Source organism: Corallococcus sp. BB11-1, assembly GCF_026626625.1.
In the GTDB taxonomy this organism is placed as follows: Bacteria; Myxococcota; Myxococcia; order Myxococcales; family Myxococcaceae; genus Corallococcus; species Corallococcus soli.
Genome location: NZ_JAPNJY010000001.1, coordinates 779,060 through 794,647, shown reverse-complemented (window position 1 = coordinate 794,647; position 15,588 = coordinate 779,060). Strand labels below are relative to the sequence as shown.

12 protein-coding genes and 1 pseudogene are annotated in these 15,588 nt (G+C 72.2%); 5 read left to right on the top strand and 8 right to left on the bottom strand.

The genetic code is table 11. From position 1 onward, the window contains the following. Nucleotides 1-15: 15 nt before the first annotated feature. Both OV207_RS03380 and OV207_RS03375 read right to left on the bottom strand, forming a co-directional pair. The gene (locus OV207_RS03380; protein ID WP_267552528.1) at nucleotides 16-930 is read right to left on the bottom strand and encodes a DUF2135 domain-containing protein; all 915 of its coding nucleotides are present in this window, start codon (nucleotides 928-930) and stop codon (nucleotides 16-18) included. 275 nt (nucleotides 931-1,205) lie between these two features. Then, entirely contained in the window at nucleotides 1,206-1,619 is a 414-nt protein-coding gene (locus tag OV207_RS03375; protein ID WP_267552526.1) for an arsenate reductase ArsC, read from the bottom strand. Between the two features lie 197 nt (nucleotides 1,620-1,816). Here OV207_RS03375 and OV207_RS03370 point away from each other — a divergent pair, with 197 nt between their 5' ends. Beyond that, nucleotides 1,817-2,734, top strand: a complete 918-nt coding sequence (locus OV207_RS03370; RefSeq protein WP_267552525.1) for a TerC/Alx family metal homeostasis membrane protein — start codon at nucleotides 1,817-1,819, stop codon at nucleotides 2,732-2,734. Nucleotides 2,735-2,760: 26 nt separating this feature from the next. Here the strand turns inward: OV207_RS03370 and OV207_RS03365 are convergent, their stop codons facing one another. Then, a complete protein-coding gene (locus OV207_RS03365) occupies nucleotides 2,761-3,579 on the bottom strand; it encodes a hypothetical protein (RefSeq protein WP_267552524.1) in 819 nt (272 codons plus the stop codon). A gap of 161 nt (nucleotides 3,580-3,740) precedes the next feature. Here OV207_RS03365 and OV207_RS03360 point away from each other — a divergent pair, with 161 nt between their 5' ends. Next, complete coding sequence (locus tag OV207_RS03360) at nucleotides 3,741-5,126, top strand: MFS transporter (protein WP_267552523.1); 1,386 nt, start codon at nucleotides 3,741-3,743, stop codon at nucleotides 5,124-5,126. A gap of 10 nt (nucleotides 5,127-5,136) precedes the next feature. Here the strand turns inward: OV207_RS03360 and OV207_RS03355 are convergent, their stop codons facing one another. Then, nucleotides 5,137-7,407 carry a PAS domain-containing sensor histidine kinase gene (locus tag OV207_RS03355; RefSeq protein ID WP_267552522.1) on the bottom strand — a complete coding sequence of 757 codons (2,271 nt, stop codon included), beginning with the start codon at nucleotides 7,405-7,407 and terminating at the stop codon, nucleotides 5,137-5,139. Between the two features lie 396 nt (nucleotides 7,408-7,803). On the opposite strand from OV207_RS03355, the gene OV207_RS03350 reads away from it, so the two are divergent. Beyond that, entirely contained in the window at nucleotides 7,804-8,511 is a 708-nt protein-coding gene (locus tag OV207_RS03350; RefSeq protein ID WP_227026966.1) for a hypothetical protein, read from the top strand. A gap of 63 nt (nucleotides 8,512-8,574) precedes the next feature. Here the strand turns inward: OV207_RS03350 and OV207_RS03345 are convergent. From OV207_RS03345 to OV207_RS03335, 3 genes and pseudogenes are all read right to left on the bottom strand, one after another. Further along, nucleotides 8,575-8,991, bottom strand: a pseudogene (locus OV207_RS03345) (thermonuclease family protein); the annotation flags it as partial. Between the two features lie 20 nt (nucleotides 8,992-9,011). Beyond that, nucleotides 9,012-10,739, bottom strand: coding sequence for a hypothetical protein (locus tag OV207_RS03340; protein ID WP_267552521.1), 1,728 nt, complete (start codon nucleotides 10,737-10,739; stop codon nucleotides 9,012-9,014). 42 nt (nucleotides 10,740-10,781) lie between these two features. Then, nucleotides 10,782-12,845: a hypothetical protein gene (locus OV207_RS03335; RefSeq protein ID WP_267552519.1), complete on the bottom strand. Its 2,064-nt coding sequence runs from the start codon at nucleotides 12,843-12,845 to the stop codon at nucleotides 10,782-10,784. 192 nt (nucleotides 12,846-13,037) lie between these two features. Between OV207_RS03335 and OV207_RS03330 the strand changes: the two genes are divergently transcribed. Continuing rightward, nucleotides 13,038-13,811 (top strand): alpha/beta hydrolase, encoded by a 774-nt coding sequence (locus OV207_RS03330; protein WP_193346343.1) that lies wholly within the window; start codon nucleotides 13,038-13,040, stop codon nucleotides 13,809-13,811. 10 nt (nucleotides 13,812-13,821) lie between these two features. After that, on the top strand, nucleotides 13,822-14,397 hold the full coding sequence (locus OV207_RS03325) for a DUF2378 family protein (RefSeq protein ID WP_267552516.1): 576 nt from the start codon (nucleotides 13,822-13,824) through the stop codon (nucleotides 14,395-14,397). Nucleotides 14,398-14,406: 9 nt separating this feature from the next. Here the strand turns inward: OV207_RS03325 and OV207_RS03320 are convergent, their stop codons facing one another. Beyond that, nucleotides 14,407-15,570 (bottom strand): ATP-grasp domain-containing protein, encoded by a 1,164-nt coding sequence (locus OV207_RS03320; RefSeq protein WP_193346342.1) that lies wholly within the window; start codon nucleotides 15,568-15,570, stop codon nucleotides 14,407-14,409. Nucleotides 15,571-15,588: the final 18 nt, after the last annotated feature.

The following is a 15,588-nucleotide window of genomic DNA, read 5'->3' as shown; positions in this document are numbered from 1 at the left end:
CGGCGACCGTCGCCGTCAGTACCCGTCTTCGCCGTCGCCCGAGTCGGACCCGGACGCGTCGCTCTTCTGGAGCTCCTTGAGCGCCTCGTCCAGGTTCGTGGGCCAGCGGTCGCCCTTCGGCTTCGGGTCGGCGGACGGCACGTAGACCTCCGCCTGTCCGTCTCCCAGGATGTTCACCCACGCGAGCACGCGCGTGGTGCCCGGCGTCGCCAGCGGGATGCGCACGCGGCGGCGGACCTCGCCCGGCGTGCCCTCGAAGAGCGCCAGGTTGAGCGTCGCCACCGTGTGCGCCTTGTCGCCGCTGGGCCAGTAGTTGGTGGCCACCAGGTACACGCCCTTGGGCGGCGAGCGGTGGATGTAGAGGTAGGGGCCGTACGCCGGCTGGTCGAAGTCTCCCCCCTGCGAGTTGAGGAAGAACGTGCCGCCGGACGGGCTGTCCGTGTCCGCCCAGTACACGTGCGCCATCGCCTTCACGTCCAGCGTGTCCCCCGCGCTGCTCGCGTCGGTGGGCTCGTAGATGTGCAGGTCCGTGTAGACGCCGTCCGTGTCGCTCGTGAGGATGGCCTTGAGCGGCACCGGAGGCACCTGGGCGTAGCTGGTCGCCTGCGTGCGCGCCGTGCCGCCCTTGTTGGTGGCCATCACGGTGACGATGTTCTTGCCGCTGGCCGCCGGGAACTTCCGGCTGAACCGCCCGCCCTGCGTGCGCATCAGGTAGCGGTCGCCGTTGATGGAGACGACCACCGGATCCACCGTGGGGTCGCTCACCGTGCCCTCGATGAGCAGCATCCGGTCCACGGTCCACCCGCCGGACGGCGCGCTCAGCCTGACGGTGGGCGGTTTGTCACCCTTGCCAATGGGCACGCCCTGCTGACGGGCCGGAGCCGACGGCGCTGTCTGCGACAGCAGCGCGGCGAGAAGGAGGTTGAGCATCGGGCGCCTGGCGTGGGGAGCGCGAACCGCGTGTCCGCGAACGAACACAGCGTGCGGCAAGCCCACCCGTCATTTCAAGCCACCCACCACTTCACGGCCGCACGGCACCGGACAGGCCCCCCCACCCACGACGCCACCGCCGCGAGCCCCTGCCCTTCCGTGGGAACCGTCCGCCCGCCCGTCCCCGGGCCCGGGCACCCACGATTCACGGAAGGGGTCCGTGCGTCACACACTCCCCGCGGAAGCACATCCCCGCGGGCCCTGCGCGCGACCCACTACGCCGGAGGACGTTCCCAGCCGTGGCTCTCCACGAGGCCCGACACCAGCGCCGCCAGCGTGTCGCGGATCTTCTCCACGTCCGCCGCGGACTTGCCCGCCGTGTCATCGACCATCGCCCATTCCACGCGCTCCTGGTCCGGGACCGCGGGCGCACCCGACATGCTGCCCAGCGTCACCAGCACCTTGGCGCTCTTGGCCAGCTCCGCCGTCAGCTGCGTCGGCTTCGCGCCCGTCATGTCGACGGTGATGTCCTTCATCGTGGCCAGCACTTCAGGCTGCACGCCTTCGGCCGGCTGCATCCCCGCCGCGATCGCCCGGGCCTTGGAAGGGTCCGCCATCACGTTGAAGAAGGCCGCCGCGATCTGCGAGCTGCCCGCACTCTGCTTACAAGCGAAGATGACCGTGTTCATCGCACCGCCTTTGGAGTGTTGAGAATCATGAGGTTCAAGCCTTCCAGGGAAGTATCACATCCTGCGCGAGGGAGAAGACAACCCTCGACCCAACCCTTCCAACACCATACAACGCGCTGCGTCAATGCTGTAAGTCTGGGTAGCGGCTGACTCCGGGCCGGTGCCGTCGCCGGGGGGATGCCTAGGTTGGGAGGGTCATGCAAAGCACCCCCTCCTGGGCCTGGATCGTCTTCTGGGCGTTGCTGCTGGCGCTGCTGGTGGTGGATCTGCTGGCCCACCGGGGCGGGCGGGGACAGTCGCGCCGCGCGGCCATCCTGTGGAGCCTGGCCTGGGTGGGGTTGGGGCTGGTCTTCTGTGGCTTCGTGTGGGTGACGCTGGGCTCCGAGCGCGGCCACGAATACCTGGCGGCGTGGCTCATCGAAAAGAGCCTGAGCCTGGACAACGTCTTCGTCTTCCTCGTCATCTTCCGCAGCCTGAACGTGCCGCCGAAGTACCAGCACGAGGTGCTCTTCCTGGGCATCTTCGGCGCGCTGGTGTTCCGGGCGCTGTTCATCTTCGTGGGCGCGGCGGCGCTGGAGCGCTGGGGCTGGGTGTCCTACGTCTTCGGCGCCATCCTGCTCATCACCGCGTGGCGCGTGTTCCGCGAGGATCCGTCCAGGCAGCAGGACAACCGCGTCGTCCAGTGGCTCTCGCGCCGACTGCCGGTGAGCGACCAGGTGGAGGGGCCGCACTTCTTCGTGAAGCACCAGGGGCGCCGGCTCGTGACGCCGCTGCTGCTGGCGCTCATCGGCCTGGAGGTGACGGACATCCTGTTCGCGGTGGACTCGGTGCCGGCGGCGTTCTCCGTCACCACCGACACGTTCATCCTCTACAGCTCCAACGCCTTCGCCATCCTGGGGCTGCGCGCGCTGTACCTCGTCATCGCCGGGGCGGTGGGGCAGCTGCGCTACCTGCACTACGGCCTGGCGGGGGTGCTGGCGTTCGCGGGCGTGAAGATGGTGGTGGAGCAGTGGGTGCACATCCCGCCGCTCCTGTCGGTGGCCATCATCCTGGTCGTCATCGGCAGCTCGGTGGGCGCAAGCCTCGCGCGCCGCTCGCGCGAAGCGGAGGCCTGAGCCTCCGCCCGGACATCCCGGGAGCTTCAGGGCGTGGCGGGGCGCCGCGCGGTCTGCTGGGGCCGGGGGTTCACCAGCAGGTCGTCGAAGGTCTGGTTCGCCGCCTTCGCGACGCGCGCGCGGTGCTTCTCCACGAGCGCGGCGTTGGCCAGCTTCACGTCCTTGCCCGAGGCCTGCTCCAGCGTGGTGATGTACTTGCGCAGGCTCGCGCGGCGCTGCTCCAGTTGGAGCCGCTCCGACTCACCGAGCTTCGGGTCCTCGAGCTGGGGCGTCAGCGCGGCGAGCTGCTGCTCCAGCAGCGCCAGGTTCTCCGGCGCGGAGGGCTGGGACACGTTGGCCAGGGCCGGGGTGGGCGGCGCGACGGGGGGCGGGTACACCACGGTGGTGAGGGTCTGGAACTCCAGGGGCGACATCTTCAGCGTGTCCAGGTTCGTGGCGAGGACGGCCTGGGCCTTGGCCACCATCCGCAGCGAGGCCGCGGCGGCCTTGAGCAGGGTGCGCGAGTCGCGGCGGTCCAGCCCGGCGGAGTGCTGCTGCACGAACGTGACGGACTCCTTCGCCAGGACGGCGTAGGCGGGCAGGGTCGCCTCGCGCACGGCGAGGTAGGTGTCCAGCCGTGCCTCGTCCAGCTTCAGCACCTGGCCCGCCGGGGGCGGCGTGAAGGCATACCGGGCGTTGAGTTCCGTGAACCGCTGGGCGAGCGCCTGGGCGTCCATCACCGCCTCCACGCCCGTGCCCTCCATCTGGCGGTTCGCCCAGAAGCCCGTCGCGACGAGCCCCGCGACGCCCACGCCGAGCAGCCCCACGACGCCCAGCACTCCACCGATGACCCACTTCTTGTTCATTGCGTCGCTCCGCTCCGCGCCCGGAAGGCAAGGCCATCCCCACCGGAGGGCCCCGTTGCTACCCGGGCCGTCCCTCCAGGGCAAGCGCGCCCAGGCGCTCCGGGTGGGTGGAGGAGGGCGCCGGGCAGACGGCCGGGCCCATCTCCGCTAGGAAGACGCGCATGTCCGGACGGGAGGAGTCGGTGCGCGGCAAGGCGACGGTGAGCCCGGAGGTCGGGCCGACCTCCAGCGGCCCGGAAGACCTTCCGGTCGCGCCGGACGGTTTGCCTGTCGCAGCGAGCGGTATCGCGAAGTCGGACGGCCCCCTTGTCGCCTCAAGCGCCGCCACGACGGCATCCGCGCCGCAGGGCGGTTCGTGGCGGGCTCAGCGGGAGCTGTGGGGCGAGCCCCGCTGGCGCCGCTGGGTGTTGGCGAGCTCGTTCGCGCGGCTGGGTGGGACCATGGCGCCCTTCGCGCTGCTGCTCGCGGGCGAGCGGGCCACGGCTTCGTTCGCGCAGGGGGCGTGGATGGCCAGTGGCTACGCGATGGGCATGGCCGCGGCGGCACCGTTCCGGGGCCGCACCCTGGACCGGCGACGCCTGCCGGGTGGGCTGCGCCCTCCCCTGCTCGCCCAGGCCGTGGTGTTCCTGGCGCTCGCGCTCGCGTGCTACCTCAAGGCCTCGCTGTGGGTGCTGCTGCCGCTGTCCGTGGTGGGCGGCGTGGTGCCCGCCGGGGTCGTCGCGGCCTACCGCGCCATCCTCCCCGCGCTGGTGCCCGGAGGGCGGCTGGAAGCGGCGTTCGCCATCGACGCGGTGCTGATGGAGGTGCAGTGGATCCTGGGCCCGTCGCTGGTGGGCATGCTCGCGCTGGCGCATCCGACGCTGGGCGTGGGCGCCATCGCGCTGACCGGGCTTTCGGCGCTGGTGCTCAACCTCTTCCTGCCGGAGCGTGAACCCCTGCCCGGCCCCCCGGTGGCCGCCACGCTGGCGTCGCTCGCGCCCTTCTTCCGGGGGCTGCCGAGGCTCCTGTACCTGTCCTCGCTGGCGGTCGGGGTGAGCTGGGGCGTGGTGGACGCGGCGCTGCCGCCCCGGCTCGTCCAGGTGGGTTCGCGACCCGAGGCCTGGGGTGCGCTCACCGCGCTCCTGTCCGCGGCGAGCGCCGTGGGAGGGCTGCTCTACACCAGCACGCTGAAGGGGCGCGTCACGCTCGACGGCGTCATCCTGCGCCGCTGCATGGGGTTTCTCGCGCTGTGGGGCGTGCTGCTGGTGCCGCTGGCGCGGGTGACGAGCCTCTGGGCCCTGGGGGCGGCGCTCGCGGCGGCGGGCCTCTTCCTGGCACCGCAGGCCGCGATGCAGGCGACGCTCCTGCAGCGCCAGCTCCCGGACGGCCGTCAGGCGGAGGGGTTCGCGCTCTCCAACGCGTGCTTCGCGCTGGGCCTGGGGTTGGGCAGTGGCGTGGTCGCGGTGCTGCTGGAGACGGCGGGACCGCATGGCGCGCTGCTCACCGCCGGGGTGCTGCCCGTGCTGGTGGCGCTGGGGGGCGCGCTCGCGTGGCGCTCCCGCGTCTGAGCGCGGTGGCTCACGGACCGGCGGTCAGCGGAGGGCGGCGCGGCAGGTGCACGAGGAACGTGGTGCCGTCCTGCGCGTTGGAGCGCACGCGCAGGCGCCCCGCGTGCGCATCCACGATGTGCTTCACGATGAACAGCCCCAGCCCCAGCCCATGGGCCGCGCGGTTGCCTTCGCGGGCCTCCGCGCGCTTGAGCGGTTCGAACAGGTGGGGCATCAGGTCCTGCGGAATCGGGCGGCCCTGGTTGTGCACCGCGAGCGTCACCGTCCCCGTCTGGCCCCGCAGCCGCACGCGCACCGGGCAGTGCGCGTCCCCGTAGGCGAGCGCGTTGTTCACCAGGTTGGTGATGACCTGCGCCAGCCGGTCCGGATCACACGACAGGTGGGCATCCCCCCGGTGGTCCACCTCCAGGCGCCGGTCGGGGTGGGCCTGCTGGATTTCATCCATCACCTGGCGCACCAGCTCCAGCAGGTCCACCGCCTGGGACGCCATGGGGATGCCGCCGCCCAGCCGGGCCTGGGTGAAGTCCAGCACGTCGCGCAGCATGCGGTGGGCGCGCTCCGCGCTGGAGAGGATGCGGGCGACGGCCTTCTGCTCGCGGGGCTCCGCGTCCTCGCGCCTCGCCAGGACCGAGGCCGCCATGGTGATGGCGGAGATGGGGTTGCGCAGGTCGTGCCCGACGATGCCGATGAGCAGCTGCTCGAACTCCGCGCGGCGCTTCGCCTCCTTCTCGGCCGCGTACCGGTCGGAGACGTCCTGCATGGCGCCCACCATGCGCACCGGGCGGCCCTGGAGGTCCTTCACCACGCGGCCCCGGTCCGCGACGAAGGCCCAGGTGCCGTCGCCCCGCCGCAGCCGGTACTCCTCCGCCCAGCGGCCTTCGGTGCTGTCGAGCGCGTCCAGGAGGCTCCGGCTCACCCGCACGCGGTCCTCGGGGTGCAGGCTGTCCGTCCACCACGCCATGTCCATGACGGGCTGCCCCCGGGACGTGTCCAGCCGCAGGATGCCCGCCGCCATCTCGCTGAAGCGGATCTCGTTCGTCAGCAGGTCCCAATCCCAGATGATGTCGCGGGTGGCCAGGGTGGCCAGCCGGTAGCGCGTCTCCGACTCGCGCAGCTCCTGCTCCGCCCGACGCCGCTCGGTGATGTCCAGCGACACGCCCGACACGTTCACCACCCGGCCGTCCGCTCCCAGCGTCGGCAGGAAGCGGACCTCGAACCAGGTGTCGAAGATGTACAACTCAGTGGACAGGCGCTCGCCGGCCAGCGCGCGCAGGACGACCTCCAGCACGTCCCGCCGGTCCCGCAGCAGCTCGAACACGGAGCGCCCACGCATTGAATGGGATTGCGCGGCCACCGCGGGCACGCCCTCCCCCTCCACCAGGGTGATGGTGCCCTGCGCGTCGAAGGCCCACAGGACGACGGGAATCTGGGTGAGCACGCGCTGCAACTGCTCGCGCGCCTCGTCGCGCTCCTGGCGCAGCGTGCGCGTGGGGGTGAGGTCCGTGGACACGCCGCACACGGCCCACGCCTCGCCGTCCGCCACGGTGGGCAGGGGGAACTTCAGCGTATGGTAGACGTGGATGCCGTCGGCCTGGGGCACCTCCTCGTCGAACACCAGCGACCTTCGCGCCCTCAACACCTGGCGGTCGTTCTCCAGGAAGTGCTCCGCCGTCTCCCGGGGGAACAGCTCCATGTCGGAGCGGCCCAGCACCGTGCGCCGCGAGTGTCCGGAGATGACCTCGAAGGGGCGGTTGATGAAGAGGTAGCGACCGAGCGCGTCCTTCGCGTAGATGGCCGCGGGGGCATGGTCGAGGATGGTCTGCAGCCGTCCCTCGCGCGTGCGCAACACCTGTTCGTGCTCCTGGACGTAGTGCCCCACCGCCTCCGACAGGCCCGCGTCCAGCGCGTGCCAGAGCGCCCGCAACTCCTCCGGGAGCAACGGGCGCTGGGAGCCCTCCAGGGCCTCCTGGACGACCTCGCGCAGCAGGCTGTACTCCTCCACCAGGGACTCCACCCCGCCCCCTGAGTGGAAGCGGTGACGCCCGATGTCGCGGGCCGGCTCCCGGGTCGCGACCTCGGCCCACTCCGTTCCTGAGTCCTGGCGCAAGCTGAGGACCAGCGCGTCCACCAGCCGGAGCATTCCCTGCAGGCGCGCCTGGAGCGAGGAAGGGTCGCTGCCGAAAGAGGGGCCCATCCGGGCCACCCAGCGCCGCACGATGTCCTCGCGCTGCCCCTGCACGAGGTCCGCGAGCGAGCTCGCCGAGGAGGCGAAGGGGTTCATGCCCCTGCCTCTCCGGAGACACCGGTCGGATGGAGCAGGCCGCCTGCTGTCGGAAGTCTGGACGTCACCGTGCCCCTGCCTCCTGAACGAGCCCGGAGTGGAGAGAAGATGGCCATTGCGTCCCCCAGAGTGGATGGGGCCTGCGGGAGGGGGTGGGGTGGGTTGCCTACCTCTGGGATGGGACCCCGGGGGGTGGCAGGCAGCCATGGAAGGCCTTCGCACGCCGCTGGGCCCTGCCGGCGACATGGGCGACACTGCCGGCAGGACACACGAGAGGAATCGCGTCATGGCATTCGCGGCACGCAGGGCCAATGGGCAGGGCGAGGGGACATCATCAGGGTGGCAGCCGCAGCGGGCCCGTCCCCGGGGACAGGGCATGAAGGCAGGGGGCCAGCCATGACCAACCCCCGACCGGTGGATCCGCTGGAGGCCCTGGGCCGAGGCCACGTGCGCAGCGTGTGGGAGGTGCTGGAGGCGATGAGCATCCTCATGTCACGCCGCAACGAAGGCCTGCCCCTGAACCTGCCGCAGGTGACGCTGTACCTGCGCAGCGGGCGCGAGGTGGTGGGCGTCCTGCGGGAGTACGGCGAGTTCCGGCAGGGCCGGGGCGTGCTGCTGAACACGTCGGGCGGGCATGGGTCCCGGGGCGAGAGCACGGATGTGACGTTCGTGCCGGACGGCGTCATCGAAGCCATCACGCTGCACGACGCGACCGTGCTGGCCACGCCAGCCAGGTCGATGCCGGAGTCCTCGCCCATGCACCTGCGGCGGCACCTGCCCGCCATGGCCGACAAGCTGTCCACCGCCTGGGGCACGCCGGTGACGGCGGAGTTCGGCCCGAGCACGGACCTGGATCAAGCCAGCACCGTGCAGGCCCTGGCGTGGCTCATCGAGCGCACGGGCGCGGTCGTCGGCGACATGGCCGCGACGCCCGACGTCGGAGCGGTGCTCAAGGAGCAGGTGCGCAAGGTGCGGCTGTTCGTGGGCGACACCTTCCGGGTGAAGCTCACGGACCACACGCTGGACCTCACCACGTCGCGCTTCCCGGCGGCGTGGCCGCTGGACCGGGAGCTGAAGCTGGCCGTGACGGACGCGCTGCCGTAGGGCGGACGCGGACGGGCGCCGTCCCTTCGGGCACGGCGCGGGGCAGCGGCCCCACATGCCCCGGCGGGCACGGCGGGCCTCGACCTCCAGGGCCTCGAACTCGCCGCGCCGGGAGGTGCCGGCCGGCGGGACGAACAACGTGCACGCGTAGCCACGCTCCACGAGCAGCGCGTTCACGTCGTGGCCGTCCACGGACACATAGGCGAGCCGCCGTCCGAAGCGGTCCGTGCACGCCTCCGCGTCCCGCAGCCGCACCGTGCGGCCCTCCACGAGCGAGCGGTTGAACGCCGCCGCTTCTTCACCGAAGCAGTCGTGGTGGCCGCGCGTCGTCTCCGGCGTGTCCGCGAGCAGGTAGCGGATGCGCTCGCCGTCCTGGAGCACCACCGTGTCCCCGTCGATGACCTGCGTCACCACGCCCGTGACGGGGCCGCACGCTCCTTCCTCGCCCCCACACGCCAGCAGCAGGCTGAGCAGCAGCATGACTCCCGCGCGCAGCATCCTCATGGCGCGCACGTCCGGTTCTCGCGGCCCGGGGTGCCCCGGTCTCCCGCGCCGTACGTCACGCCGGCCGGGGTCGGACAGAAGGCACCCGCCGCATCGTTGCCAGAGGCCTCCCGCACGCGCGCATCCAGCTGCGATGACGCCCCGGGTGTCGCGGCCTGCGTGAAGGCGACCGAGTCCAGCACGGCCCCCCGCGACACCAGCTTCAGGACATGCGCCCCCGCGCCATTGCCCAGGCCGAAGCCGAACGTGCCGAGCACCCCGGGCAGCCCCCCGTTGAGCGCGGGGTCCTGGGAGCGCGCGAGGACGGCGTAGCCACCGGCCTTCACCGTCAGACACAGCGCGGAGTCCAGCACGGTGCCGCCCGTCTCGTTGGAGAGCATCACCCCGTTGAGGTCCACCTCGCGCGACGCGAGCACCTCCACCCACTCCCCCAGCGCATCCGGCACGGCGGAGGGATCCGCCAGGAACTCGGTGAGCACCAGCGAGCCCGCGGTGGGAACGCGGGGCGCACGCGGCTGCCCCGTCGTCCGGTCGATGCAGCCGGCCTGGGACACCCCCGCGTCCGCTCCGGAGCAGACGCGGTTGGAAGCCCCCGGCGTGCCCAGGTTGCCCCGGTCTCCGTAGGGCTCCGTGGCCACGCACCAGGCGGTCGGAAGGTCGTTGTCCTTCGCCTGTGCGCTGAGTGGCGCCGACACCTGGGTGGCCACGCCCTCCTGCGCCGGGCCATACAGCGCGCTGTCGATGAGCACGCCTCCCGCGCGCACGGCGACGACGCCGCCCGCGTTGCGCAGGTCCACGGAGAACGTGGCCAGGGGCTCCGGGAGCCCGCCGTTCACGTCCGGCTCCCGCCTCCGGGCCAGCAGCGCGGATTCACCCGCGGCGAGCGACAGACAGCGCTCCGACTCCAGGCGCGTGCCCGACGTGTCCGTCCCCACCGTGAGGCCATTGAGGTCCACGGGCGCGGTGGCGCGCACCTCCAGCCACTCGCCCACCGTGTCGTCCCCGCGCGGGTTGGCCATCACCTCCGTGATGACGAGGTCGCCTGGACGCGCGGCCCGGACGTCCCGGGGCGCGATCGCCCCCGGAGGCAGACACGTCCCCGCATGCCCCACCGCGGCTCCGCCGTCCGGTGCGTCCGGGCACGGCGCGTTCGCGGCGCCCGGGCTGCCACGCGCTCCGCCCGGCACGACCTCCGGCGCATCGCACCAGCGCGACGGGTCGTCATTGCCTTCCGCATCCGGCACACGCCGGCCGTCATGGATGCGGGCCGCACCCGACTTGGACGGCGCGGTGAGCGCCACCGAGTCGAGCACGCGCGTCCCGCAGCGCAGCCCCACCAGCCCACCGCTGTTGCCCAGCGCGCCGAGCGCGTCGCCATACGTCTGGTCCACGTGCTCGGGCAGGGGTCCGTCGCGCACGTCCCCCATCACGTAGAAGGCCCCCGCATCCAACGGGAGCGCCGTGGTCAGCGTATAGGCCCGCTCCTGCGCCCCTTCCTCCCGGGCGGTGAAGAGCGTCACGCCCAGGAGGTCCACGGTCTCCCGGGAGGGGTTGTGGAGCTCCACGTACTCCTTTCCGGTGTCCGCGCCCGAAGGGTCGTTGAGGTACTCGGTGATGACCAGGTCCCCCGGGAGCAGGGCATCACACGCCGCGGACTCCTCCTCCCACGCGGGCACCCCACAGCCCACCAGCCATCCCAACCCCAATCCCAGACATGCCCTCACGCCCCATCCCCACACTGCCCAAGCCGCCACACGCCACTCCCTTCAAAACCGCGTCTCCACTTCCAGCGCGAACAGGTGCCTCGGCGCATCCGGTGGTGTCTTCGCACCGCGCGCGTCCTTGAGGTCGAGCACCCACGCGTACCGCGCCCGCGTCGTCACCGCGGTCCCCACGGCCCAGCTCGCATCGAGCGTCGCCCGGAAGGACTGCTCCAGCCGGTTGCGCGTCGCCAGGTCCTCGTCCTTCCACACCGCGCGTCCCCGCAGCCGCACCGCTTCGCACGGCCGCACCTGCGCCTCCGCCACGGCCTGCGCGTCCTCGCGCACGCCCTTGTTCACCGGATCATCCACCCGTGCATGCGCGTACTGCGCGGCCACCGTCACGGCGTCGTGAAGCTCCGCCTTCACGCGGGCCGTCAGGCGCAGCAGCGAACCCGCGCAGGGCTCCTCCCCCGTCCCGTCGAAGCAATCCCCCGCCACGCCGACGTCCTTGTCCCGGTACTCGCCCCACAGCGAGGGCTGGAGCAGCGCATGCGCCCGCCAGTCCACCCGCGCGGAGGCCCGCAGGTTCACCGTGCCGGCACTTCCCGCCACCGCGCCATCAGCGGGCAGCGTCCAGGCGTCCACCTCGCCGCGCAGCCGCCACGCCTCCAGCCGGTGCAGGTAGCGCGCGCGCGCGCCCACTTCGTTCCGGGCCCGCGAGCCCTCCAGCTCATCCGGCCCCGACACCGCCCCCGTGTAGGGATTGGCGAACCCGCGTCCATAGGCGCGCAGCGATACCTCCAATTCCTGCGACGGAGCGGCCACCACCGTGCGCTGGAGCACGCCGAACCCACCTCCTCCACCCGGCGTGGCATCGAAGCTGCGCGCAGCCTCCATGAACAGGTCCACCGGCCCGTGGCCCCACGCCCCGTCCACCCCCACCGCGCCGAAGCCCCCACCCGCCGGGTAGCCCGCGCTGGAGCGGAAATCGAGCGCCGCACCCTCCACGCTCCACACCGGCCGCGCTCCCCAGGCCGTCATCCCCAGTTGGGCCCGGGGACTCCACGCGAGCGTCGCGTGGCCGCCGCCCGCCCATTCATGGAACACACCGGGCAGCGTCCTCGACACCACGCGCCCCGCCCTCGTCCCCGGGCCTCCGAGCCACACCGGGGGCGCCTTGCACGCATCCCGCGCGTCTTCACACGAGGCGCGCTCCACCAGCGCATGCGAGAGGAGAGAGCGGGACTGATACGAGCCGAAGCCCGTCACGGACACCTCCGCGTCCGCCCCCACCGCGCCCCGCACCGTGCCCACCACGCCCCGGAAGCCCTCCTCCCACTGGAAGTCCGGCGTCACGTCCGCGGCGCGCTCCTCGGGAGTGCACGCCCCCTCCCCCAGGAAGCACCACCGCTCTACGTCCCCGGGCGCGCGCACGACGTCGTCGGGCAGGAAGCCATCCGGCGTGGGCAGGCCCGTGGTGTCCAACGTGAGGCGCTGCCCGAAGCCCAGCCGGTACGTCCCCACCAGCAGCGAGCCCCGCATCCCCGTCCACTGCCCGTGGAACTTGGGCACGACCACCGACACGCCGGGCGCCTCCGCCACGAGCGTCCGGAGGCGCGCGTCCCGGTGCACCCCGCCCAGCCTCCGCCGCGTCAGCGACGTGAGCACGCCCACCCTCCAGCCCTCCGGCCCCGCCACGCGCACCTGGAGCGCCCAGGGCGGGAGCACCGGATCCGACGCGGCGAACGCCGTCAGCAACCGCGCGTCCCCCGACACCCGCTCCGGCGCCGCCTGCATGAGGAACGGCGCCAGCCTCCGGCGCTCCTCCACGGACAGCACCGTCCTCCGTCCCCCTGAGGCCGCCTCCCCCAGCAGCCCGTCCACCCGCGCGTACGTCAGCCCGGGCAGTCCATAGAGGGTCGCGCGCGAGGCGTAGGCCGGGTCCACCCCCGAGCGCCGCAGCACCGTCAGCGCCGCGAGCGTTTCCGCCGTGATGGCCCCGTCCTCCCGCAGCGCGAACAACGCCTGCTCGCCTGTGTCCTCCGGGTCGACCTCGTAGGACGCCGCGCGCGCCACCCCGGGCACCACCAGCAGGAACAGCCACACGCAGCAGAGGAGGAGACGCACGCGGCGGGCCCTCTGCACGAGCGGGACCACCCTTCCCTACAAGGTGGCCTCAACGCTGTCCCATCCCTTCCGCGGACGTGGCGTCCAGGCAAGGGACGGGGGCCGCGAGCCGTGCGCGAAGACGTCGGGCGGTGCGGCTATGCTGCGAGGCACATCTTCGTGAGGGCCGGCATCGCGGCCCCAGAACAGCTCATGGGCCACGTCCACATCCTTCGCCACTTCTCCTCTCCCCAGGAGGGGTTCAACCGCACCGTCCGCATCTACACGCCGGACAACTACGACGCCTGGAAGGACCACCGCTTCCCGGTGCTCTACATGCACGACGGGCAGAACGTCCTCGCGCATCCGGAGTCCGCCGTCTTCGACACGTGGTGCGCCAACCGCGTCCTCGAAGAGGGCGTGAGCGCGGGCCGGATGGAGCCGTGGCTCATCGTCGCGGTGGACTCCGGGCCGGGCCGCTTCCAGGAGTACTCGCCGTGGGACGAGCCTCGCAACGGCGTCGTCGCGCGCGGCGAGGCCTACGGGCGCTTCCTCGTGGAGGAGCTCAAGCCCTACATCGACCGGACGTACCGCACGCGCACCGGCGGCGAGTGGACGGGCACCATGGGCTCGTCGCTGGGCGGGCTCATCTCGCTGTACCTGGGGTGGAAGTTCCCGCAGGTGTTCGGCCGCATCGGCGCGCTGTCGCCCACGGTGATGTGGAGCCAGAGCCGGTTGTTCGACGCGTGGCGCGCGCACAGCCAGCGGTGGACGCGCATCTACCTGGACGCGGGCGCCACGGAGTCCATCTTCGCGGGCGGCCTGCCGCTGGACTACGGCCAGCGCACGCGCGACTTCTTCCACCACCTCAAGGGCCTGGGCTACGGCGACCACGAGGTGTCCCTGGTGCTGGAGCCCGGCGGCGAGCACCACGAGAAGGACTGGCAGCGCAGGCTGCCCGGCGCCATGCAGTGGCTGCTCGGTTGAGTCCGCGTCCGTGACGCGCACACCCCGGTCGGTGCCGCCCGAGCAGCGGCAGGTCTACGTGCAGGTGGTGGAGGGGCTGCTCCAGCACGGCCTGCGCGGGCAGGTGTCCCCGCGCCTCAAGGAGCGGCTGCGCCAGGCGGGCGTGGACCTGGACCGGCCGCTCCTGCCGCTCTACCCGGTGCCGCTCTGGGCGCGGTGCCTGAACATCATCATCGAGGAGACCCAGCCGGGCGTCCCCCGCGAAGAGGCGTTCCGGCGGCTCGCGCGGGCGCACGTGGAGGGCTACGGCGCCACGCTGCTGGGGCGCGCGGTGATGAGCGTGATGCGCCTGCTGGGTCCCCGGCGCGTGGTGCAGCGGCTGCCCGAGGTGCTGCGCGGCACGGACAACTACACGGAGGCGACGGTCACCGAGCTGGGGCCCGCGCACCACGAGCTGCGCATCAACTCCGTCATCGACGCGCCCGGCTACGTGGAGGCCCTCTTCGAGGCGGTGCTCCAGGTGGGCGGCGCGCACGCGCCCCGCGTGACGAAGCTCCGCGAGGACGCGGACGGCACGGTCTACGTGCTCACCTGGACGGAGCGCTGAAGGCGTCGCTCACGTCGTCGCCTGGATGAAGCGCACCGCCTCCTGCATGGACTCCTTGTCCGCGTGGCGGGTGAGGTACATCTCCTCGCCCAGGAGGCTGTGGTAGATGGGCGGCAGTTCGCGGTGGACGAGGAGCGAGGTCCCCATCCGCTCCACGATCTGCGCGTGGGTGTGGCGGTAGCGGCGGCCGTGCCGGCGCGCGCTGTGGCAGACGTGGTGGCGCGGCGTGTACTGGAAGTCGCCCACCGGGTCGCCCGTCACGACGCGGGACCAGAGCCGGTACACGTCGATGTCGCACGTGTAGTTCATCATGTCCGTCATGAAGCCACCGGGCGGGCGCAGGTTGGCCTCCAGCACGACGAAGCGGCCATCCGGCAGACGGAAGAACTCCAGGTGGAACCAGCGCTCGCGCAGGCCGAAGGCGGCGACCACCTGACGGCCCAGCACGTCGAGCGCGGGGGGGATGTTCTGGAGGCTCCAGAAGGAGATGTCGCGCCGTTCGGTGACGGTCTCCATGCCGCCGTCGCTGTACTCGTGGCTGAGCGTGAAGACGATGGCGCCGTGGCGGTCCACGATGCCGTCGTAGGTGACGATGGTGCCGCGCACGAAGGGCTGGGCCACATAGGAGGTGGGCAGCGGGTGCGCGAGCGCGGCGTCCACCTCCGCGTCGGTGGTGACCTTGAACGTGTGCGCGGCGCCCACGCCCACGTCGGGCTTGAGCACCAGCGGATAGCCCACGCGGGCGGCGAAGGCCTTCACCTGATCCGCGTCGCGCACACGCAGCAGGTCTGGGTGGGGGACGCCGGAGGCGTGGAACACCTCCGCCATGCCGGACTTGGAGCGCAGCTTGAGGATGTCCGCGGGCTGGAGGCCGGGGACGTGGAAGTCCTCGCGCAGGCGGGCTTCGACTTCGAGCCAGGACTCGTTGAGGGACTCGATGCGGTCCATGCGGCCGTGGCGCCAGGTGAGGTAGCCGGTGGCGCGGACGAGCGCGTCGTAGTCCGTGAGGCTGGGGACGAAGAAGTATTCGCGGAGGGACTCGCGCAGCTCCGGGCGCAGGGATTCGTAGGGCGTGTCACCGATGCCCAGCACGGTCACGCCGCGCTCGCGCAGGGCGACGGCGAAGTGGAAGTAGTGGCTCGGGAAGTGGGGGGAGATGAAGACGAAGTTCATGGCTCCTGGCGGGCGGGG